Source organism: Vreelandella azerica (assembly GCF_013112225.1).
Lineage (GTDB): Bacteria > Pseudomonadota > Gammaproteobacteria > Pseudomonadales > Halomonadaceae > Vreelandella > Vreelandella azerica.
Window position 1 is genome coordinate 573,014 of sequence record NZ_JABFHI010000002.1, and the last position, 22,438, is coordinate 595,451.

A 22,438-nucleotide genomic window follows, 5' to 3' on the forward strand; every position below is an offset into this window, starting at 1 on the left:
CTTCCACTATGGCGCCATTGCATTCAATTCTGAGTGTGGCAGTTTAGTGTACCATTTTTATTGCGCCATTCATGGCTTCACCTCTTTTTGCTGGTCTGCGAGGCTTGAGACGAGGAGTGACTCTGATGCAAGATAGTGACTTATTGACGGAAGGCCTTGTCCTTATGGGGCTGGGTATGGGGTTTGTATTTGTTTTTCTTACCATTCTGGTAATTACTGTAACGCTGATGTCGATCGTTATCAGGCGCTTCCAGCCTGTAGCCGTCAACTCACCCACACAGAATACGCCAAAGGCCAGTTCCGCCCCTGTTGGCCAGGATGATGAGGTAATGGCGGTCATCAGCGCTGCTGTTCACCGTTATCGTCGTCATAAGGGCCTCTAGAAACACCCAGGCACTGTTTGTTTGCTAAGCTACGTAAATTACCTACAAGGTGTAGCGCCAGAAAAAGCGCTCCTGTGTCAGGGCGAGCGGATGCAGCAACGGCTTGTTTGGCGCCTTTTTTACGATCCATTTCTAACGATTCACTTGTCAATGCGAGAAAACGTCATGAAAGAGACGAAGCGCCCTTTGGGTATTACTGATGTAGTGCTGCGCGACGCCCACCAGTCGCTTTTTGCCACGCGGATGCGCCTGGATGACATGCTACCGATTGCAGAAAAGCTTGATCAGGTAGGTTTCTGGTCGCTGGAATCCTGGGGCGGCGCTACTTTTGATGCCTGTATCCGTTATCTGGGCGAAGACCCCTGGGAGCGTATTCGGGCCTTGAAAGAAGCAATGCCCAACACGCCACAGCAAATGCTGTTGCGGGGGCAGAATATCCTGGGTTATCGCCATTATGCAGACGACGTTGTGGATCGCTTTGTCGAGCGCGCCAAGATTAACGGTGTCGATGTGTTCCGCGTATTTGATGCGATGAACGACCCACGCAACCTTGAGCATGCGATCAAGGCTGTGCGTAATGTCGAAGGGCACGCTCAGGGCACCATTTCATATACGGTAAGCCCGGTACATACCCTGGATAGCTGGGTGGATCTGGCCAAGACCATTGCAGATATGGGTGCAGACTCTCTGGCTATCAAGGATATGGCGGGGCTGTTGACGCCGTATACAGCGTTTGACCTGGTAACGCGTCTTAAGCAGGAATTGTCGATTCCGATTCATATGCAGTGTCACGCGACGACGGGGCTTTCCACCTCAACAATTCTCAAGGCGGTGGAAGCGGGCATTGATAACGTTGATACCGCGATTTCTTCGATGTCCATGACCTATGGCCACAGCCCGACCGAGTCGGTAGTGGCCATGCTGAAAGATACCGACCGTGATACCGGCCTTGACCTGGAGCTGCTTGAAGATATCGCTGGTTACTTCCGCGAAGTGCGTAAAAAGTACGCGGCTTTTGAAGGCTCCCTGAAAGGTATTGATTCGCGGATTCTAGTGGCTCAGGTGCCAGGTGGCATGTTGACCAATATGGAAGGCCAGTTGAAGGAGCAGGGGGCCGGCGACAAGCTGGATGATGTGCTGAGCGAAATCCCCGCGTGCGCGAAGATCTGGGTTTTATTCCTCTGGTAACGCCGACATCGCAGATTGTCGGTACCCAGGCGGTGATGAATGTGATGATGGGCGAACGCTATAAGTCTATCTCCAAGGAAGTACAGGCGCTTTTAAAAGGTGAATACGGTTCCGCGCCAGCGCCCTTTAATGCCGAACTGCAAAAGCGTGTGCTGGAAGGCGGCGAGCCGATTACCTGTCGCCCGGCGGATAACCTGCAGCCGGAAATGGATAAGCTGACGACTGAGCTTCAGGAAAAAGCCAAAGCAGAGGGTATTCGCCTGGCTGAAGGTGAGCGTCAGGTAGATGACGTGTTGACCTATGCACTTTTCCCGCAGATTGGCCTCAAGTTCCTGAAAAACCGTGACAACGCGGATGCCTTTGAGCCCGCGCCGCAGGCGCAGGAAACCAGCGCATCAGGTGTGCCTGCCAAGGCTGAGCCGGCCCAGCCGCCTGCGGTTGCACAAGGGGCTGAAACCTACACCGTCAAGCTTAACGGTAAGGCCTATGTGGTAGAGGTGGCTGAAGGTGGTGAAATTGCCGACGTTCAGCAACAAGGTGAGGCGCCCGTATCCGCACCGGCAGCAGCGGCGCCAGCCCCCAGTGGTGAGGCTATTAACGCCCCATTGGCTGGTAACATCTTCAAAGTGAACGTTAAGCCTGGCGATACAGTGGCCTCGGGTGACGTGGTCATCATTCTGGAAGCCATGAAGATGGAAACCGAAGTGCGAGCCTCCAGTGGCGGAACCGTATCTGCCGTGAAAGTCAGTGAGGGCGATAGTGTCTCCGTTGGCGATGCGCTGATCGAACTCTAAGAGGTCTTCGTACTATGGATAAGCTAATCACGTTGTGGGAAGGCTCGGGGCTTTATAACCTTGAGCTGGGCCAGGCGGTGATGATTGTAGTGGGGCTTTTACTGCTCTATCTGGCAATCTATAAAAGGTTTGAACCCTTGCTGCTGGTGCCCATTGGTTTTGGCGGTATTCTGGCCAATATTCCTGAGGCGGGTCTGGCCATATCGGCCCTGGATCAGGCCATTGAGGTCGGTAAGCCCGCGGTTTTGCAGCAGCTTGCACCAGCGCTAGGGGTGGTGTTGAACCCTCTGGGCGACGTGGAAAGTTGGCGTGAAGCGCTGAAAAGTGTTGCTCATGGCAATACATCGGCGGAGGCGCTGCGCGCCGCCAAGGATGTGGCTACCAACGTTGGGTACAGCGATGGCATGCTTTACAGCTTTTATAGCGTGGCTATTGCGTCCGGTATCGCGCCTCTGCTGATTTTTATGGGCGTAGGGGCGATGACTGACTTCGGGCCACTGCTTGCCAATCCACGGACCCTGTTTCTGGGGGCTGCTGCCCAGTTTGGTATTTTTGCCACCCTGTTTGGTGCTGTAGGGCTTAGCTCAATGGGTATCATGGACTTCTCGCTCAATCAGGCGGCTGCCATCGGTATTATTGGCGGGGCTGACGGTCCTACGTCCATTTATGTGGCCAGCGTGTTGGCGCCTGAATTGCTGGGGGCGATTGCGGTCGCTGCCTATGCGTACATGGCCTTGGTCCCCTTGATCCAGCCGCCGATCATGCGTCTTCTGACCACGCAGAAAGAGCGTGAAATCACCATGACGCAGCTGCGCCCGGTCTCCAAACTGGAGAAAATCATCTTCCCGCTGATGCTGTTGATTCTGGTAGCCCTCTTTTTGCCAGATGCGGCGCCACTGCTGGGGATGTTCTGTTTTGGTAACTTGATGCGCGAGTGCGGTGTGGTAGAGCGTCTCGCCGATACGGCCCAGAATGCGCTGATCAACATAGTGACGATTGTGCTGGGGTTATCGGTTGGCTCTAAACTGATGGCGGAAAGCTTCCTGTCGGTTGAAACCCTGGGTATTCTTGGCCTGGGTATGGTGGCGTTTGCCATCGGCACATCCGCAGGCGTCTTGATGGCTAAGCTAATGAACCTGGTTAGCCGCATGCCGATCAACCCTTTGATTGGTGCTGCAGGCGTGTCAGCTGTTCCGATGGCAGCGCGGGTTGCCAATAAGGTAGGGCTTGAGTCCAATCCCCATAACTTTCTGCTGATGCACGCCATGGGGCCCAATGTGGCGGGTGTTATTGGTTCTGCGGTCGCGGCTGGGGTGATGATCAAGTACCTGGGATAAAAGCACTTAGGATAAAAGTACCTGGGGTAAAAGCACTAGAAGGAAAAGGCATTAAACCCTGATAGCGTCAACGAGTCGCTTTGAGGGAAATTCAAAAAACGGCATGTGCGAAGAGGCACATGCCGTTTTTTTTGCCCGCTATGATGGGTCCGGCTGGGAAGCCTTCGTGTCTGATTCGATAGTGAGGGTGCTTTTGAGACGGTTCTCCAAGGGGCTGAGGTCAAGAGGCTTGTCTCGTGGCCAGCCGAGGGCCAGTCTCACGCCGTCTCCATCATAGTCAGCGCTGAAAACGGGCAGGGCATTTTCAGCACACCAGGCGCGGACATCCGCTTCCTGGGAAAAGTTCAGGTGCAAGACCAGGGTGTCGCGCTCAATGATTTCACGGGTGGGAAGGGTGTCAAGCGCCTGGCTGACCGCCTGGGCATAGGCACGCGCCAGCCCGCCCGTTCCCAGCTTGGTGCCACCAAAATAGCGGATTACCACGCAACCTATTTCACCAATACCGCTGCCGTTCAACACCTGAAACATGGGGCGGCCCGCCGTGCCACCCGGTTCGCCGTCATCAGAAAAGCCGATGGCCGTCTGCTCACCTGGGGCGCCAGCAATAAAGGCACTGCAGTGATGGCTGGCGTTAGGGTGGGCGTGTTTTGCCGCCGCTACCAGAGTGTGGAGAGCATCGGGCGAAGGGGTGTGTGCCACCCAGGCAATAAACTGGCTTTTTCAATCTCGATTTGATGGCTATGCCAGCTATGGGCTTCCAGCGCGGGAACGAGATAGCGCATTAATGCTCCGTTAGATAGTGTTCAACCCCCATAACAAGGTTAAGTACCTGAATATCCTGGTTACGCAGGTAAATGGCAGGCACGCTGTCATCTTGCGCAAGCAGGTAGAGGCCATGGCGGTCAATGATCAGGCGTTGCAGCTTGATCGGCTTGTGATTGATTTCTGCGCTGGCGGTTTCCTCAGCGGTTCCCGTCTGGCAGCGACGGATGATAATGACATCCCCATCAAACAGGTTGCAATCCTGCATACGGTCGCCGCGTACCCTGACCGCATAGGTAGTGTGGCGTCGTGTGGTGTTGTTGACAGTGTTGGGAGCAGGCGCCCTGCGCTTGGCCCAGAGCCGATTTATACGGTGAGAAGGGAAGGGTGCTTGATCAATGGAAATGGCAGTCGTGGCGCTCATTGATAGTCTCCAGCATCAGGGCAATGGATATAAGCAGGCAGTTAATCGATGCCTGTTACTAGGCACGTTTTAACGAAGCGTGCTTTACTGGGCATGTCTTTTCATACAGTATTTTCAGTATACATGGTTTTCTATACAGTGCCAGTGGGTTTTCGATCAACCTGTCAGGACGATAACAGGCAGCGCTGCTGCGACCTGGCGCCGCAGTGGGTGACTGGCGGGATAGACGCTTTCCGTGTAAAGTTCGTACACAACTAATTGTGTCTGGAGAGCGCCTTGAGCCTGTGTCTGCAAGCCCGTCAGCTAGCCTGCGAGCGAGATGAACGCTGGCTGTTCAAGGGCCTTGATGTGGACATTCGTAGCGGTGAAGTTGTCCGTATCGAAGGCCCTAACGGCAGCGGCAAAACCACTCTGTTAAAGATCCTTTCCGGGCAATTGACCGATTATCATGGCGAGCTGATTTGGAACGGCGAAGCGATGCGCCAGGTGCGCGAGCACTTCCTAGCCAATCTTTTATATCTGGGCCATTCCCCAGGGGTTAAAACCGGGTTGAGCGCGCTTGAAAACCTGGCCTGGTATCAGGCACTGGATGGCCAGAAAGACAATCAGGCTGTCAGTTGGAAGGCGCTTGAAAACGTCGGCTTAGCCGGATTTGAAGATGTGCCAGCCGGTCAGCTTTCCGCCGGTCAACAGCGCCGCATTGCATTGGCCAGGTTAACCCTGACGCCACGCATTCTCTGGGTGCTTGATGAACCATTTACCGCCATTGACCGTCACGGCGTTGCGGCACTTGAAGCGCAGTTGGTAGCGCACGCCAATAATGGCGGTTGCGTTATCGTAACGACACACCATGAGTTATCATCCTCGCCCGCCTTGCGCCGTATTCAGCTTGGGTAATCATGAAGGAGAAAAGTGGTGTCGCAGCCTGAAACCGCGAAGCTTGCCCCGGGTCTGAAACCGCATCTGAAAGAACCCTCAGAAAATTTATCATTGGCCCTTAAGGCAACGCTCAAGCGTGACCTGGTCTTGATGCTGCGCCGCCGTGGCGAGGTGCTCAACCCGCTGGTATTTTTTGCCTTGGTGATTACGCTGTTTCCGATTGGTATCTCACCAGATCCGGACCTGCTGGCGACCATAGCGCCTGGGCTCTTGTGGGTGGCGGCGCTACTGGCGGCGCTTCTTTCACTGGATAGCCTGTTTCGTAGTGATTACGACGACGGCAGCCTGGAGCAGCTTTTGTTGGCCCCACAGCCATTGCCTGCGTTGGCCCTGGCCAAAGTGGCGGTTCATTGGCTGTTAACCGGGCTTCCGCTGGCGCTTATGGCACCGGTATTGGGTATAATGTTGGCGCTTCCAGGGGGAGTTATCTGATATTGGCTGTTTCACTGGCGCTGGGGAGCGCGATACTCAGCCTGATTGGCGCGATAGGTGCGGCCTTGACGGTTGGCCTGGCGCGCGGTGGTGTACTGCTGTCCCTGTTGGTGCTGCCGCTTTATATTCCGGTACTTATTTTTGGGGCGGGTGCCGTTCAAGCGGCGATAGCCGGTGATCCTGTCACCGCTCATCTGGCCATCCTGGGTGCGCTGTTGGCGGTTGCCTTAATGCTGGCACCCTGGGCGATAGCCGCATCATTGCGAATCAGTATTAACGGTTGAGGACACGCGTACATGTGGTCTTTTATTCATAAGCTTGGGTCACCCAAGTGGTTTTATCGGATTAGCGCAAAACTGCAACCCTGGTTCTGGGTGGCTGCCGTCGGACTGATAGTGGTGGGAACGGTCTGGGGTCTGCTATTTGCCCCGGCAGATTATCAGCAGGGCAATAGCTTTCGAATTATCTATGTGCATGTGCCTGCAGCTTTCCTGGCCCAGTCGATATTTGTTTCGATGGCAGTGGCCGGACTGGTCTTTATGGTCTGGAAAATCAAAGTGGCTGATATGGCCGCTGCGGTCATGGCCCCCTTGGTGCTGCGATGACCTTTGTGTCGCTGTTTTCTGGCGCCGTGTGGGGCGTTCCTACCTGGGGAACCTGGTGGATGTGGGATGCGCGTCTGACATCCATGCTGATCCTATTATTTCTGTATCTGGGCGTGATTGCGCTCAGGGGCGCGTTCACCAGTCGTGACAGTGCCTCTCGGGCGGCATCGGTGCTGGCCATGGTGGGAGTGATTAATATTCCGATCATCAAATACTCGGTGGACTGGTGGTATACCCTGCATCAGCCGGCCACGTTCACGATCACGTCACGCCCGGCAATGCCCATGGATATGTGGCTGCCGCTGCTGATCATGGTGCTGGGTTTTTACAGCTTTTTATCGCCCTGACCCTGATGCGGACACGCAACGAAATTTTGCGCCGCGAGTCGAATAAACGTTGGGTGCGTGAACTGATTGAGGAGGCAAAGTAAATGGCTTTTGACTCTTTTGCTGCATTTATTGCCATGGGAGGTCATGCGCCCTATGTCTGGTCTTCCTGGATTATCACGCTGCTGTTGATTCTGGGGCTGGTATGGCATGCACGTGTTGAGCGCCGCCAACTGGTGGAGGGTCTCAAGCGCCGTGCCCGTAGAGAGCAGGCGCGCCAACAGCAAGGTGGACAGGCGACGGTTTATCCAGTTGATCAAGGGGAGTCATCATGACACCTAAACGCAAGCAAAAACTATTTGTGATTCTTGGCCTTGTATCGTTAACCGCCATTGCGGTTGGGCTGACGTTATATGCCCTTAGAGCCAATATTAATCTGTTCTTCAGCCCAGTGCAGATTGCTCAGGGCAATGCCCCCATGGAGCGCACCATTCGTGCCGGGGGCATGGTCAAGGAAGGCACGGTGGCCCGTGATGCAGAGACCCTGAACGTCGAATTTGTGGTGACCGATTACGTTGATGATCTGGATGTTTATTACAGCGGTATTCTGCCGGATCTGTTCCGCGAAGGTCAGGGCGTTGTGGTGGTGGGGCAGTTGCAGGCAGATGGACGCTTCCGAGCCGATGAAGTGCTCGCCCGGCATGATGAAAACTATATGCCGCCTGAAGTGGCTGAAGCCCTGAAAGAAGCAGGGTACGAACCGGCAGACTATCAGGCAAAAGCAGCAGAAATCGGCAAGCGCCTTGACGCCCAGGGTGTTCCCAAAGCGAGCGATTACTGATGCGATTCGTGGCAATGTTTTCACTCATCGCACGCTTCCCTGATATCAAGATGTTCAGTTATCAAGACGTCACACGTGCTGAACCGGAGCGAACATGTTCACTGAAATGATCCCTGAAATTGGCCATTATGCCTTAGTCATTGGCCTACTGATGGCCGCTGTACAGACCCTTGCCCCGCTGGCAGGGGCGACGATGCGTAAACCCTTATGGATGGCTTATGGCCTGCCAATGGCGGCGGGACAGTTTCTGTTTGTTGCCATTGCGTATGCGTGCTTGACGACAAGCTATATGCTGGATGATTTCAGCGTGGCCAATGTGGCCAACAATTCCAATTCGTTGCTGCCTTGGTACTACAAGTTCAGTGCCGTCTGGGGTAACCATGAAGGCTCTGTGCTGCTGTGGAGCTTAATGCTGGCAGGCTGGAGTTTTGTCGCGGCGCTGTTCTCACGCAACCTGCCGCGTGACATGGTCGCCCGTGTAATTGGCGTTATGGGGGCTGTATGCGTGGGCTTCCTGCTGTTCATTCTGATGACCTCAAACCCTTTCGAGCGCCTATTGCCCGGAATTCCCCAGGATGGCGCTGATCTTAATCCGCTGCTTCAGGATTTCGGCCTGGTGGTTCACCCGCCGATGCTCTACATGGGCTACGTCGGTTTTTCTGTCGTGTTTGCGTTTGCCATTGCCGCTCTGCTAGGAGGGCGCCTGGATTCTGCCTGGACCCGTTGGGCGCGGCCTTGGTGTAACGTGGCCTGGGCGTTTCTTACCGTGGGTATTGCCCTGGGTAGCTGGTGGGCCTACTACGAGCTTGGCTGGGGCGGCTGGTGGTTCTGGGATCCGGTCGAAAACGCCTCTTTGTTGCCCTGGTTGACGGGCACCGCCTTGATTCACTCCCTGGCGGTCACCGAAAAGCGCGGGTCTTTCAAAAGCTGGACAGTGTTGTTGGCCATTGCCACCTTCTCGCTGTCACTGATGGGAACCTTCCTGGTGCGTTCCGGGGTGCTGACTTCTGTTCACGCCTTTGCCAATGACCCTTCGCGTGGCTTTTTCATTTTAATGCTGCTGGCCATTACGGTGGCGATCTCACTGTTTATCTTTGCCTTGCGCGCGCCGCGCGTCAGCCACCAAGTAGGGTTCAGCTGGTTATCCAGAGATTCGCTGCTGCTGATCAACAACATTCTGCTAGTGATCATGACGGTCACCGTCTTACTGGGGACTCTCTACCCGCTGATTCTGGATTCTCTGAACCTGGGTAAGATCAGCGTGGGGCCTCCTTACTTTAACGCTTTGTTTGTGCCATTGACGGTCATCATGAGTATCTTCATGGGTATGGGCCCGGTGTCGCGCTGGAAGCGCATGCCAGGTAAAGAGATTTACAAGCGTCTGTGGTTATCTGCTGTTGCCGCTGTGGTGATCGGTGCGCTGATTCCGGTCTTCTACGGCCCCGAATGGAACGTATGGGTGGCGCTAGGCATGATCGTCGCCCTTTGGATTGTGATTCCCATGCTGCGCGACATTTTCGACAAGGTGCGTCATGCCAGTTCTTTTATGGCGGGCATTAAAAAGCTTTCATACCCCTACTGGGGCATGGTACTTGGGCATCTAGGTGTCGCGGTGACCATAGTCGGCGTGGCGGTTGTGTCTAACTACAACCTTGAGCGCAATGTACGCATGTCGCCGGGTACCAGTGTAGAGCTGGGTGGCTACACCTTCACCATGACAGAGCTGACCGAGCGCCGCGGTGCCAACTTCCTGGCCGATACCTCGATTATCAATGTGCAGCGTGGTGACGGACGCAATTTCATCATGCGGCCTGAAAAACGCCTCTATCTGGCCACTGGGATGCCGATGACCCAGGTAGCGCTGCGCCCTGGTTTCTTCCGTGACCTTTATGTGGCCATGGGTGAAGATCTGGGGGATGGCAGCTGGGCCATGCGAATTCAATTCAAACCCATGGTGCGCTGGCTGTGGCTGGGTGGTGTTAATGGCTGCGGGCGGCCTAGTGGCCGTGGCAGATAAACGCTACCGTCGGGTTAAGGTGCGTCAGGATAAGCCGCAGAAATCATTCGCAGTGCCTGCTCAACCGCAAGCTGCTGGGGAGTCGGGCGCATGAACCGTCGTGTGTTGTTATTTTTACCTCTGTTAGGGTTTATCGGCCTGGCAGTATTCTTCTACTACGGGCTGGGTCAGGATCCGTCCTATCGGGATTCTGCTTTGATGACCCGCGAGTTCCCGGCGTTTGAAGCATCGACGCTGGAAGACCCGGAACGTCAGGTGGATGAGTCACTGCTGACCGGTGCGATCACCCTGGTCAACGTATGGGGAGAATGGTGCCCTGCCTGCAAACAGGAAATGCCTCAGCTGCTTGATCTGGCCGACCGAGGTATCCGCATGGTGGGTATCAACTATCGCGATACCCGTGAAAAAGGGCGTGAATTCCTCGACGAATTTGGTAACCCCTTTGAAGTCAATATCTTTGATCCTGAAGGTGATCTGGGGTTTGATCTGGGCGTCTACGGCGCTCCGGAAACCTTTCTGGTAGATGCGCAGGGCGTTATTCGCTATCACCATACCGGCTATATCTCGCCGGAAGATGTGCGTAACACCCTGCTTCCGGAGGTGGAAAAATGGCGTTAACGAGATGCATAACCGCCTTGGTGAGTGTATTGCTGAGTGTCAGCGTCATGGCGGCAGGAATTGAGCTGCGAGAGTTTGATGACCCTGTGATGGAGGAGCGTTATAAAGATCTGACGGCATCAATGCGCTGCCCGCTGTGTGAGAATCAGGCGATTGATGATTCTGATGCGCCCATTTCAGCCGATATGCGTGAACGTGTTTATCGCCTGTTGCAGGATGGTCAATCGGATATCGAGATTACCAACCATATGGTCGCCCGCTTTGGGGATTACATTCTTTACAACCCGCGTCTGGAAAACCGCACCTACCTGCTTTGGGGAATACCTATTGCCTTGATTGTTGGCGGCGGCTTAATGGTAGTGCTGATTGTTCGTGCCCGGCGCAATGCGTCAGCGACAGCACTGAGTGCTGAAGAACAGGCTCGCCTGAATGAACTTATCAACCGTGAGAGATCTTCATGACGTCGCTATGGATCGCCTTTGCTGTCTTGTTGTTACCGGCTATCTGGCTGTTGATACTCCCGTTGCGCCAAGCACGCGCCCTGCACGATGCCCAGCGTGATTATGAAGCCAACGACACAACAGCCGAGCAGAATGTTGCGATTTACAAGCGGCGTCTGGCATCGCTGGAAGCGGCAAAGGAGCGTGGAGATATCGACGAGGAGCGTTTCGCGGAAGACCGTCTTGAGTTGGAGCGCAGCCTGCTTGAAGATACCACCACCGTGAAGCGTCGCCCTTTAAAATCATATACCTCTGGCCGCTTTGTCGTGCCTCTGGTGCTGCTGGCCGTCGTGGGCACCAGCGTTGTCTGGTACCAGTTTCACGGGGCAGAAGGGGATCTGGTGTTGCTGCAAACCCAGCGAGACGTGCAGAATCATCCGGAAGGTTCCTTGGTCATGTATATAGAACGCATGGAAGAGCAGGCTGTGTTGCAACCAGACAACCCCAATGTCTGGTCCGAGCTTTTCCCGCTTTATCGCCAGACAGGCCAGGCAGAAAAAGCTGTCGATGCTCTTGAACATTTGATTGCCCTTGAAGGTCGCCTCGCGCCCTTGCTTGCCCAGTTGGCGCAATTGCGTTTCTTTATGGAAGGGCGCGAATTGACACCCGAAGTCCAAGGATTGGTGGATGAAACTCTTGAACAGGATCCCAGGCAGCCCACCGTACTCGGCCTGCTGGGTATTCACGCCTTTGATGCAGGCAATTATGAAACGGCTATTGATCGCTGGCGGCGCGCCATTGCTAACATTCAGAATCAGGGCACTGCTGACTCTTTGCGCGAAGGCATTCGAGTTGCTCAGCAACGCATGGGTGTTGCCCCAGATGCTGCCTCTATCAACCAATCGCCGGAGGCATCCGATGGCCCTGGGATTCGCGTTGAAGTCTCGCTGGATGAAACGCTGACGGAGCGAGTATCACCGCAGGCAACAGTATTTGTCACCGCTCGGGATATAGCCGGTGAGTTGCCACCGCTAGCCATTGCCCAGGCCCAGGTGTCTGATCTGCCAGCTACCTTTGTGCTGGATGCCAGCAACGCCATGTCGCCACAGGCAAGCCTTGATCAGGTAGACGAAGCGCGCCTGATGGTGCGGGTCTCGCCCTCAGGCCGGGCAACGCCACAGCCGGGTGACCTGTTTGGCGACCTTGATAGTGTTGCGGTTGGCCCTGTTAACGACAGCGACGCTGTCAGCGTTCTGATTGATAGCATCTTTGAATAAATCGCTGTCTTTAGCTCCATGCGCCTGACGTCTATCCGCTTGGTAGGGTTCAAATCTTTCGTTGACCCCGTCAATGTTCCCTTCGATGGCAATATGACAGCCATCGTGGGGCCAAACGGCTGCGGAAAATCCAATATCATTGACGCCGTGCGCTGGGTCATGGGGAGTCTTCCGCCAAGACCCTGCGCGGTGAGTCCATGGCAGACGTGATTTTCAACGGCTCAAGTGCCCGCAAACCGGTGGGCCAGGCCGCCATTGAGCTTAAGTTTGATAATCGTGACGGCAGCCTTGGTGGTGTCTACGCCCAATATGCTGAAATTGCCGTCAAGCGCCTGGTTTCCCGGGATGGCCAGTCCAGCTATTTCTTTAATGGCCAGAAATGCCGCCGCCGAGATATTGCTGACCTCTTCATGGGTACCGGCCTGGGGCCGCGCTCCTACGCGATTATTGGTCAGGGAATGATTTCTCGCCTGATTGAAGCCCGTCCTGATGAATTGCGCTCGACCCTGGAAGAAGCCGCCGGGATCTCCAAATACAAGGAGCGGCGTCGTGAGACGGAAAACCGCATGCGTCGAACCCAGGAAAACCTCGACCGTCTCGATGACATCCGTGAAGAGTTGGATAAACAGCTTGAGCGCCTTAAGCGTCAGGCAGAAGCCGCGCGCCGTTACCAGGATCTTAAACAGCAGGAATACCGTCTGAAAGGTGAGCTTGCGCTGCTGCGCGGTCGCGCCCTGCGTGCTGAACAGCAACAGCAGGAGCACCGAGTGCGTGAGCTGGAAATAGCCGTCGAAAAAGACGTCTTTGGCGTACGCGAGTGTGAAAATCGCCTGGAACAGGCCCGTGAGCAGCATGATCAACTGGTGGAGGTGCTGGAGCGCCATCAGCAACAGTTCTATGACACCACCACCCGGATTGCCCGTCTGGAGCAGGATCAATCCCACCGCCGCAGTCGGCTTGCTCAACTGGCCAGTGATATTGACAGTGCGCGTCGGGATCTGGAGCAGCAGCGTCAGGTCATCCGTGGGGATAATGAGCGATTAGCCGCCATTGAAGAACGTTTTGAGATGTTGGTGCCGGAGTGTGATGGCCTAGAAGAGCAGCTTGCCGAGCTTGAAGAAACCTTAAACGATCTGTCGCCGGCCCTGGAGCGGGCGACAAATGCCTGTGCAGACGCTGATGAAAGCTGGCGCCAGGCATCGCGCCAAGCGGAGCGTGGCCAGGATCAGGTGCGTGATCTTGAGCAACGCATTCAGCGTTTGCAAGATGACCAGCGCCGCCGCCTACAGCAGCGCGGTGATATCGAAGACCTTGCGGCGCTACGCCAGGCTCATGCCGCATCCCAGGCGGAGCTAAGCGCTGCCGAACAGGGAGCGGCACGGTTTGAACGCCAGCGAGAGGGCTGGCAGCAGCGTATCAGTGAGGCAAAACAGGCTCACAGCAATGCCAACATGGCTCGCGAAAACGCCCAGGCCGCGCTCAGCCGCCTGGAAGGCGAGCGCGCTTCTCTTGATGCCCTGATCAACGCTGCCCTAGCTGATCATGACCCGGCGATAGACGATACCCTGAATGCGCTTGGCCTGGCAGAAGCGCCGCGCCTGGGCGAGCAGATTCAGGTAGCTGACGGTTGGGAAGGCGTCGTCTCCTGGCTGCTCAAACCCTGGCTGAATGCCCGACTGGTATCAGCAGAAAAACTGGCTGTCTTGCCTCAGGCACTGCCCGCTGACTGGTGTCTATTGGCCGATACACCAGATCCGCAACCGGTGCCGGGGCGTTTATCGGCTCAGCTAAAAGGGGCAGGTGCACTGCATGAATGGCTTGCGACTATCCACTGTGTTGAAAGTGTCGACGCGATTCCAGAGTCCCTGGCAGATCTGCCCGCCGGGCATAGCCTGTTGAGCCGCGACGGTGTCTGGTGCTCAGCGCAGTGGTTGCGCCAACAGGCAGAAGGGGAAGGCGTGGATGCCCTTCTGGTTACCCGCAAGCGTCAGTCAGAGTGTGTACAGCAAATTGATGAGCAAAACGAAGCGCTGGAACAAGCGCAGCAGCGTCTGGACGAGGCCGCTGAGCAGCTGGAATTACTCGAACAGCAGCGTGATGCCAGCACAGCAAGTGAGCGCCTGCACTCCCAGGAGCGCCAGCAGTTAGCGCTCAAAGAAAGGAGCCTAGCCCAGAAAGTCGAGCACTTGGAAGAGCGGGTGATGGAGTTGGACGAAGAGCTCACTCGGCTTCAGGAAGATGAGGCGGAACTTTCGCTCACCCTTGAAGAAAGCCGTGGACGCTGGGACGAGGCGATGGCAAGCCTTGAACTGGCCACCACCCAGCGCGACCTTGCCAATGCTGAACTGCAGGCTCAGCGCGAGCAGCGTGAACGTCTTGAGCAGCAGCTGGCGCCTTTAAAATCCCGTCAGCAGCCCTTGGCGCTTGAACGCGAACGCTTAAAAACCGAGCGTGACAGTTTGCTCGCCCAGCAATCTCGCAGCCAGGAGACTGATGAGCGCCTTTTGTTGCGTATTGCCGAACTGGAAGAAACTCGTGAAAGCCTGATCGAGCCGGATGAACTGGCGGGCGAAGAGCTTGCACTCCTGCTGGAAGAGCGGGGAGAGCAGGAAGAGCGCCTCAATGCTAGCCGCGAGCAGGCAAGCGCACTGGCCGAGCAGCTACGTAATGATGAGCTGGCCCGTCAGGCCCATGAGCGCAGCCTCGAACAAAGCCGCGAACAGCTGCAGCAGCGGCGTATGGATGCCCAGGCGCTGGGGCTGAAAGCCGCCACTCAGGATGAGCAGTTAGCTGAAATGGGCCACGATGCACAAGCGCTTGCTGCCAGCCTGCCAAGCGATGCGCAAGAGCCTGTTTGGCAGCAGAGCCTGGAAGCCACTTCAGATAAAATCCGTCGCCTGGGGGCGATCAACCTGGCAGCAATAGAAGAATATGACCAACAGGCAGAAAGGCGTGATTACCTTGAAGCCCAGCATGCCGAACTGAGCGAGGCGCTGGAGACGCTGGAGCGTGCTATTCGGCGGATTGACCAGGAAACCCGAGCACGCTTTAAGGAAACCTTCGAACAGGTCAACCAGGGTTTTCAGGCGCTGTTTCCGCGAGTCTTCGGGGGTGGCAGTGCCTGGCGGCGCTGACAGATGATGATCTGCTCGAAACTGGTGTGGCTATCATGGCGCGGCCACCAGGAAAGAAAAATAGCACGATTCACCTGCTATCCGGGGGAGAAAAAGCCCTGACGGCTCTATCCTTGGTTTTTGCCATTTTTCAGCTGAATCCTGCGCCGTTCTGCATGCTTGACGAAGTGGATGCACCGCTGGACGATGCCAACGTCGGGCGTTATGCTAAACTCGTTAAAGAGATGTCTGAAACAGTTCAGTTTATATATATTACCCATAATAAGATTGCTATGGAAGCTGCAGAGCGCTTGATGGGGGTGACGATGCAGGAGCCTGGCGTGTCACGGCTAGTCACCGTTGATGTTGAAGAGGCGGCAGCACTCGCTGAAGTAAGCTGAAATTTGGAGAGCTTTAGTGTTTTATTATGATTGCGAATTTAATGCTAAGTTAATCAAAAATAGTGATTAAATAATTGCTTTGCTTGCATGTTTTTCGCTCTTCAGCAATACAGCTTAACACTGTTACAGCGCTTGCCTTGCGCGTGCAAAAGAGTGAAAAATCGTAAAAAGTCACCATTTTCAGAATAATAACGCTATTCTAGACATATAGCCTTGTTCGGTGTAGGTGATTTATCGTGTCATCGTTGCAACTAATATCACAATTTAATGCCTTACAACTTCAAGCAATAAAGCTTGCCTCCGCTGTTGGCAAACGACCCATGGAATGTACAACATGGAATTAAGAGAATGGCTTATCATTTTAGGGCTGGCACTGGTCTCGCTTATAGTCATTGATGGCATCCGTCGACTTAAGCGTCAACGCCGAGTACCTCGCCTGGATCTTGATCAGGTAGACGCTCCGGATAGCGACATGGATCCAGAAGAAGCAAAACGCGAGGCTGAGCTTAACTGGGAGCTTCCCAACGGAGGTGCTCGGGTTATCAAGTCGGCAGATTACAGTAATCTGACGGGTAAGCCGAAGCTGGAACGCCAGGAACACCCTGGCCCCTCAAGAGTGCTTTCCGAATTTCGACGCGGTAAGTCAACATCGACGGCGACTGCCGAGAAGCAGCGGCCGTCTTTGAGCGCGGTTGATCCAGCTGAACGCACCACGGCAAATACCCATTCAGTGAGTGCAGAGTCAGCAAGCGTTGAGCCTGAACAAAAAAGCGTTGAGCCTGAAGAAAAAATAGCGCATCTGAGGCACCTCCGCTCAGGGCGTCAACAGCTGAACCAGCCGCGGCTAACAATCAGGCCTTTACACGCATGACGGCGATTGACGATGATGCTGGACCTGCCCCGTCAATCTCATCATCTGAGCCCCAGAGCAGTCATCATTTTTCCGCTTCTGGTCAGCCTGAGTCCGCTCAGTCTGAGGCAAATGCTCAGCATGAAGCCAAACGCCGTCAACTGCGCAGTTCAACTGTGGGTGATTACTCTGATGGAGCTGATAGCGATGAAACTGATAACGATGAAGAAGACACTTCCTACCAGCTGGTAGATTTTCACGGTATCAAGGATTCTTTCAAGCACCGTATGCAGGAACGCCTTGAAGAGCGCAAACAGAAGAAGCTCGACAAGATTAAGCGCAAAGAGCAGCTAAAAGCCGAAAAGGCCGAGCGCGCAATTGAAGCTGAAAAACTCAAGGCGCAGCGTGCGGCAGAAGAAGCTGAACGCCGCCGCGAAGCACAGCTTCGTGCCGATGCATCAAGAGCTGAACAGGCTTCACGTAAAGCTCAGGAGCAGTGTGAACTGCATCAGGCTCAAGGCGAAAGGCAGGCTGGCTTTGAGGAACATAATTACGATGACCGTTATGACCAGCCATCAAATGCAGATCTAGCCGCCGCAGATGATTACAGTGAGCGGTATGTGCATCATGATAATGATCATTATGATGATGGCTATGCCAGTGAGGGTTATGAAAGCGACTACTACGATGACGTGGTGCGTCCGCATCCTACCCTGGCTAAGGCCATGCGTAACGATGTTTCAGGCAAGCATGCGGCTGACACCCTGCAGAATGCCGAAGAAGTCGTGGTTATCTCTGTTATGTCCCGGGATGAAGACGGTTTCGAAGGTGACAAGCTGCTCGAACTGCTAATGATGTGCGGCCTGCGTTACAGCAGTGAAATGGGCGTTTTCCATCGTCTGGAAACAGAACATCCTGAAAGTGAACTGCAGTTTTCCATGGTCAATGTGGTCAAGCCGGGTACCTTTCCTATTCAGGAAATGGATACTTTCGTGACACCCGGTATTACGTTCCTGATGCCGCTGCCCGGCGCCGAGGACAGCTCAGCTGCCTTTGAAGCCATGGTGGAAACGGCCATGGTGGTGGTGCGGCACATGGGCGGTGAGCTCAAGGATGAAAACCGCAGCGTCATGACGGCGCAGACGATTGAATTTGCCCGCCAGCGTGTGCACGAATTTGAGCGTCGCCATCATCTACATCGCGTTCAGGCCAACTAACCTCTGCTACTTTTCGCTGTTGGTTTTTACCTTCCCCGTTCAACACCCGCTACCTCACAAGGCAGCGGGTGTTTTGTATAATAGGGCTAAATTTCAAGGAAGCACTCAATATGCGTCAAACAGGTTCAGATCAAACTCCAGACGTCGCAGAGGAAATAGCACGGCTGCGTTCTGAAATAGAAGACGCCAATTACCGTTACTATGTGCTTGATGACCCCGCTCTTAGCGATGCCGATTACGACCGTAAATTCAGGCGGTTGCAGGAGTTGGAGGCACAGCACCCTGAGCAGCTGACGGCGGATTCACCTACCCAGCGCGTCGGTGCCAAACCGGCGGATGGTTTTGAAGAAGTGGTGCATGCCATTCCCATGCTGTCGCTGGATAATGCGTTCAATGCGGATGAAATTAGCGCTTTTGCCCAACGTGTTGCAGAGCGGTTGGAATGCACCGCCGATGACCTGGAGTTCAGCTGTGAGCCAAAGCTGGACGGGGCGGCGGTGTCTTTGGTCTATGAACAGGGGCGGCTGGTCAGTGGCGCCACGCGGGGAGATGGCCGAACCGGTGAGGGTATTACCTCGAATCTGCGCACCTTGCGTTCGGTCCCTCTAGTATTGCGCGGCGAGAATCCCCCGCGCTTCTGGAAGTTCGGGGCGAAGTGATTATCAGCCATGAGGGGTTTGAAGCCTTGAATCAGGCTGCACGGGAAAGCGGCTTCAAGGTGTTCGCTAACCCGCGCAACGCCGCAGCGGGGAGTCTGCGCCAACTGGACCCGCGCATTACCGCGACGCGCCCGCTGGCTTTTCACGCCTATCAGGCCGCTCGCCTTGAACCTGATCTGGGCGATGACACCCATAGCGCCCTGATGCAGCGGCTATCCCAGTTGGGTCTGCGTACCAGTAAGGAACTGGCGGTAATGAAGGGACCCCAGGCCGTGGTGGAATACTGTCAGGCACTGGGTGAAAAGCGTGACCAACTGGGTTACGACATCGATGGCGTGGTGATCAAGGTCAATCATCTGCGCCTGCAGCGGGAGCTTGGGTTTGTGGCCCGCGCCCCGCGTTGGGCAGTGGCTTTCAAGTTCCCGGCTCAGGAGGAAACCACCACGCTGAATGAGGTCGAGTTCCAGGTAGGGCGTACCGGCGCTATTACGCCGGTGGCGCGTCTGGCGCCGGTTAGCGTGGCCGGAGTGACCGTCTCCAACGCGACCTTGCACAACGCCGATGAAATTGCCCGCCTGGATGTGCGCATCGGGGATACGGTGACGATTCGACGCGCGGGGGATGTGATTCCCCAGGTCGTCAGAGTGGATCTGACCAAACGGCCTGAGAATGCGCGGCCGATTGAATTCCCGAATCACTGCCCGGTGTGCGGATCGGATATCGAGCGCCTGGAAGGGGAGGCGGTGGCGCGTTGTTCCGGCGGCTTATATTGCCCGGCACAGCGCAAGGAAGCGCTGAAGCATTTTGCCAGTCGGCGTGCGCTGGATATCGATGGGCTGGGTGAAAAGCTGATTGAGCAGCTGGTGGAGCGTGATTGGGTCAAAACCCCGGCCGATCTGTTCCAGTTAACGGTTGAAGCGCTGCAGAAACTACCGCGCATGGGAGAAAAGTCTTCCTCCAATCTGGTGAAGGCGCTGGATAGCGCCCGACAGACAACGCTGGCAAGGTTTATCTATGCGTTAGGGATTCGTGAAGTGGGTGAGGCCACAGCAGCCAACCTGGCGGCATATTTTGGTACGCTGAGCGCCCTGGAACAGGCGGATCTGGAAACGCTGGAAAGCGTCAATGATGTAGGGCCGATTGTGGCAGCGCACATACATACTTTTTTCGGCAGCCACATAATCAGCAAACCCTGGCAGCGCTGCTGGACGCAGGCGTGAGCTTTGATGAAGCAGAAGTCCAGCACGGCCCCAAGCCGCTGGAAGGCCAGACCTGGGTGCTGACCGGTACGCTGGAGAGCATGACCCGAGATGATGGTAAGGCCCGCTTGCAGGCTCTGGGAGCCAAGGTATCCGGAAGCGTGTCGAAAAAAACCGCGGGTCTGGTCGCCGGGGCAGCTGCAGGCAGCAAGCTGACTAAAGCCGAACAGCTCGGGGTCGAGGTGCTTGACGAAGCGACTTTTCTGAACCGATTGCAAGCCTGGGAGGCATCATGAGCCGATTTATCGAAGTGCCCGCGCGTATGCTGCCCAGTGAGACGCTGGCAGCCCTGCTGGAAACCTTTGTGACCCGCCAGGGTTACGACACCACGGACACCCAGTCAGGCATGCAAGGCTGGGTGACTGACCTCAAGCAGCAGCTGGAGCAGGGAGACTTGATCATTGCTCATGATCTTGAGCTGGAAATGACCGAAGTGATGACCCTGGAGCAGTGGCGTCGCTTCGGCCGTGACCTGGCGGATGATGAAGAAGAGGGCGATTACTGAGCGCGGATTAAGGCGCTGATAATCCGCCGCCCAGGGTGAAGATGATCGACAAGCGGTGCTTCCAGTGGCATGGGCTCGTCGCAGATACGTGAAGCAATCACCTCGGCGCACAGCGGCGCGCTGGCCAGCCCTCGGGAACCATGGGCAGCGCTGATCCAAAGGCCAGGGTAATGCTGCCCAGCCAGTGCGGGTATTCGGGTTGCATCTTTTTTCAGTAGCGCATAGTCCTGTTGCCATGCTTCAGTTTTGGGGACAGGGCCTGCGTAGGGTGACTTGTCCGGGCTGGCGGCACGCACCGCCGCCCGACCGTCAAGGTTTTTGGGAGTGAGATCCACACCGGCCTTCTCAAGTGCGGTTGCCAGAGCGGGAAGCGTTTGGCGCAGCTCCTCAATATTGCCCAAGTGATCCTGATCCTGCACCTCTGTGGTGGCGTTGTTAGGTACAAAGCTGGCGCCAAAGGTCAATACGCCGTCCACTGCCGGGGGCACATAGCCGCCCGCGCAAACCACGCTTCTGGGGCCTTCAACGTTGTCCGGCAAGTTAAGCGACGATACCTGGCCGCGTACCGCCTGCAGCGGCAATTCGTGGGTCTGTTCAAAGCGGTTGGCCAGTTGGGCGTTCGCGACGACCACCTGATCTGCCTCGACGTTTTCACCATTGGTCAGGTGAATCAACCAGCCTTGTGAGCTTTCTTCCAGCCTGATGACCTCACCCTGTCGATAGGTGATACCTGGCTGAGAAAGTAAGTGTTCACATAGTTTTCTGGGTTTGACCCAGCCCGCCTGTGGATAGAAAAGTGCGCTTTCAGCGCTTGCATCCATGCCGATAATATCGCCAAGCGAGTCGCTATTTTCAGCTTTAAGCACGCCATCCGGCAGTGGATGGGCGGCCAGGAAGCGCTGCTGGCGCTGTGCCTCTTTTGCGTTGAGCGCCAGTTGAATGACGCCACTGTTGTGCCATAGCTGGTGAGCAGGGTCGAGGTTTTCCAGCCAGCGACGGCTATATAACAGCCCTGAGAAATACACACGGCTTTGGTCATTGGTCTGGGCGGCCAGCTTGACGTATAGCGCCCCCTGCTGGTTGCCGGAACCGCCAGCCCCAATCGCCTGCTTTTCAATCACGCTGACGCGCAAGCCGCGCTTGGCCAGGGCGGCGGCCACACTGGCCCCGGCAATACCGGCACCTATCACCACGATATGAGCCGCGGGCCGCGCCGCTGGCGGTGTGAACCAGGGGGTCTGTTGACGGCGGCAATCCAACGGTGGAGTGTCTATCCGGCCTGCGAGCATTTCCCGTTTACGCCCGAAACCGGGCACCTTTTGCCAGTTGAACCCCGCTGCTTTTAACCCGCGTTTGACAATGCCCGCACAGGTGAAGGTAGCAAAAGTGGCCCCTGGTCGTGAGCGCGCCGCCATGCTGTGGAAAAGTTCAGGCTGCCACATATCCGGGTTTTTGGAGGGGGCAAAACCATCCAAAAACCAGGCGTCGACCTGGCCGTCAAGCAGTGCCAGCCGTTCACAGGTATCGCCAAAATGCAGATCCAACGTCACCCTGTCCGTCAGGTGCAGGCGGTGAATGCCGCTGACAGCAGCCGGCCATTGAGCTAGTAAGGAGGCTGCGTGGCTAGCCAGTTCCGGCCAGGCCCCGAGTGCTTGTGCCAACTCCGCGCGGGTTAGTGGGTACTTCTCGGTGGATAGCAGATGCAGGCGTGCCTGCTTGGGGGCGTGGCGTTCAAAGCATGCCCAGGCACACAGCATGTTGAGCCCGGTGCCAAAGCCGGTTTCTCCAATCACGAAAGGGCGTGTTTCAAGCCAGTGTGAGAAACGTTCAGGCAAGCGGTTGGCGTGGATAAAAACGTGTTCCGTTTCGGCGCGGCCATTCTCTCTGGAAAAGTAGACGTCCTCGAATACTTCGGAATAAGGCGAAGCCGCGTTCCAGCTGAGTGAAGGTGCCGTGAGAGCCGCTAGCGGTGGCAGGGTGGGGCGTTGAGTCACGCAGGTATCCCGTGCTGATAGAATGAGTCGTGAAAGCTGGTTAAAAAATGATCAATT

At 55.7% G+C, this 22,438-nt stretch carries 15 protein-coding genes and 6 pseudogenes; 18 read left to right on the plus strand and 3 right to left on the minus strand.

The features are described 5' to 3' along the window. Positions 1-125 precede the first annotated feature (125 nt). The 3 genes and pseudogenes from HLB35_RS06715 (at position 126) to HLB35_RS06725 (ending at position 3,702) form a co-directional block, all read left to right on the plus strand. Complete coding sequence (locus HLB35_RS06715; protein WP_171701986.1) at positions 126-383, plus strand: OadG family protein; 258 nt, start codon at positions 126-128, stop codon at positions 381-383. 165 nt (positions 384-548) lie between these two features. After that, positions 549-2,365: pseudogene (oadA, locus tag HLB35_RS06720) on the plus strand (sodium-extruding oxaloacetate decarboxylase subunit alpha). A 14-nt stretch (positions 2,366-2,379) separates the two neighbouring features. Next, positions 2,380-3,702 (plus strand): sodium ion-translocating decarboxylase subunit beta, encoded by a 1,323-nt coding sequence (locus HLB35_RS06725; protein WP_171701987.1) that lies wholly within the window; start codon positions 2,380-2,382, stop codon positions 3,700-3,702. 138 nt (positions 3,703-3,840) lie between these two features. Here the strand turns inward: HLB35_RS06725 and HLB35_RS06730 are convergent, their stop codons facing one another. Further along, positions 3,841-4,401 (minus strand): IMPACT family protein, encoded by a 561-nt coding sequence (locus tag HLB35_RS06730; RefSeq protein WP_422822425.1) that lies wholly within the window; start codon positions 4,399-4,401, stop codon positions 3,841-3,843. Positions 4,402-4,483: 82 nt separating this feature from the next. Beyond that, positions 4,484-4,888 carry a LexA family protein gene (locus HLB35_RS17040; RefSeq protein ID WP_235937017.1) on the minus strand — a complete coding sequence of 135 codons (405 nt, stop codon included), beginning with the start codon at positions 4,886-4,888 and terminating at the stop codon, positions 4,484-4,486. A 276-nt stretch (positions 4,889-5,164) separates the two neighbouring features. Between HLB35_RS17040 and ccmA the strand changes: the two genes are divergently transcribed. The 15 genes and pseudogenes from ccmA (at position 5,165) to HLB35_RS06800 (ending at position 20,387) form a co-directional block, all read left to right on the plus strand. Further along, positions 5,165-5,785 (plus strand): cytochrome c biogenesis heme-transporting ATPase CcmA, encoded by a 621-nt coding sequence (ccmA, locus tag HLB35_RS06740; protein WP_171701988.1) that lies wholly within the window; start codon positions 5,165-5,167, stop codon positions 5,783-5,785. Between the two features lie 54 nt (positions 5,786-5,839). Beyond that, positions 5,840-6,543: pseudogene (ccmB, locus tag HLB35_RS06745) on the plus strand (heme exporter protein CcmB). A 12-nt stretch (positions 6,544-6,555) separates the two neighbouring features. Continuing rightward, a pseudogene (locus HLB35_RS06750) lies at positions 6,556-7,294 on the plus strand (heme ABC transporter permease). Next, entirely contained in the window at positions 7,295-7,525 is a 231-nt protein-coding gene (gene ccmD / locus HLB35_RS06755; protein WP_171701989.1) for a heme exporter protein CcmD, read from the plus strand. Further along, entirely contained in the window at positions 7,522-8,031 is a 510-nt protein-coding gene (gene ccmE / locus HLB35_RS06760; protein ID WP_171701990.1) for a cytochrome c maturation protein CcmE, read from the plus strand. The genes ccmD and ccmE overlap by 4 nt, the downstream gene beginning before the upstream one ends. Positions 8,032-8,125: 94 nt before the next feature. Beyond that, positions 8,126-10,142, plus strand: a pseudogene (locus tag HLB35_RS06765) (heme lyase CcmF/NrfE family subunit). Beyond that, a complete protein-coding gene (locus tag HLB35_RS06770; RefSeq protein WP_171701991.1) occupies positions 10,139-10,666 on the plus strand; it encodes a DsbE family thiol:disulfide interchange protein in 528 nt (175 codons plus the stop codon). Before HLB35_RS06765 ends, HLB35_RS06770 begins: the two are co-directional and overlap by 4 nt. After that, positions 10,657-11,127, plus strand: coding sequence for a cytochrome c-type biogenesis protein (locus tag HLB35_RS06775; RefSeq protein WP_171701992.1), 471 nt, complete (start codon positions 10,657-10,659; stop codon positions 11,125-11,127). The genes HLB35_RS06770 and HLB35_RS06775 overlap by 10 nt, the downstream gene beginning before the upstream one ends. Further along, positions 11,124-12,383, plus strand: a complete 1,260-nt coding sequence (gene ccmI / locus HLB35_RS06780) for a c-type cytochrome biogenesis protein CcmI (RefSeq protein ID WP_171701993.1) — start codon at positions 11,124-11,126, stop codon at positions 12,381-12,383. The genes HLB35_RS06775 and ccmI overlap by 4 nt, the downstream gene beginning before the upstream one ends. A gap of 18 nt (positions 12,384-12,401) precedes the next feature. Then, a pseudogene (smc, locus tag HLB35_RS06785) lies at positions 12,402-15,897 on the plus strand (chromosome segregation protein SMC). A 334-nt stretch (positions 15,898-16,231) separates the two neighbouring features. Beyond that, a complete protein-coding gene (locus tag HLB35_RS18275; RefSeq protein ID WP_328731250.1) occupies positions 16,232-16,768 on the plus strand; it encodes a hypothetical protein in 537 nt (178 codons plus the stop codon). 155 nt (positions 16,769-16,923) lie between these two features. After that, positions 16,924-17,964 (plus strand): cell division protein ZipA, encoded by a 1,041-nt coding sequence (zipA, locus tag HLB35_RS18280; RefSeq protein ID WP_328731252.1) that lies wholly within the window; start codon positions 16,924-16,926, stop codon positions 17,962-17,964. 110 nt (positions 17,965-18,074) lie between these two features. Further along, a pseudogene (gene ligA, locus HLB35_RS06795) lies at positions 18,075-19,843 on the plus strand (NAD-dependent DNA ligase LigA). After that, positions 19,840-20,118, plus strand: coding sequence for a BRCT domain-containing protein (locus HLB35_RS17045; protein ID WP_328731254.1), 279 nt, complete (start codon positions 19,840-19,842; stop codon positions 20,116-20,118). Before ligA ends, HLB35_RS17045 begins: the two are co-directional and overlap by 4 nt. After that, positions 20,115-20,387, plus strand: coding sequence for a YheU family protein (locus HLB35_RS06800; protein ID WP_171701994.1), 273 nt, complete (start codon positions 20,115-20,117; stop codon positions 20,385-20,387). Before HLB35_RS17045 ends, HLB35_RS06800 begins: the two co-directional genes overlap by 4 nt. On the opposite strand, the gene mnmC is transcribed toward HLB35_RS06800, so the two are convergent. Next, on the minus strand, positions 20,381-22,381 hold the full coding sequence (gene mnmC, locus HLB35_RS06805) for a bifunctional tRNA (5-methylaminomethyl-2-thiouridine)(34)-methyltransferase MnmC2/FAD-dependent 5-carboxymethylaminomethyl-2-thiouridine(34) oxidoreductase MnmC1 (protein WP_171701995.1): 2,001 nt from the start codon (positions 22,379-22,381) through the stop codon (positions 20,381-20,383). The genes HLB35_RS06800 and mnmC overlap by 7 nt on opposite strands. Between the last annotated feature and the right edge of the window lie 57 nt (positions 22,382-22,438).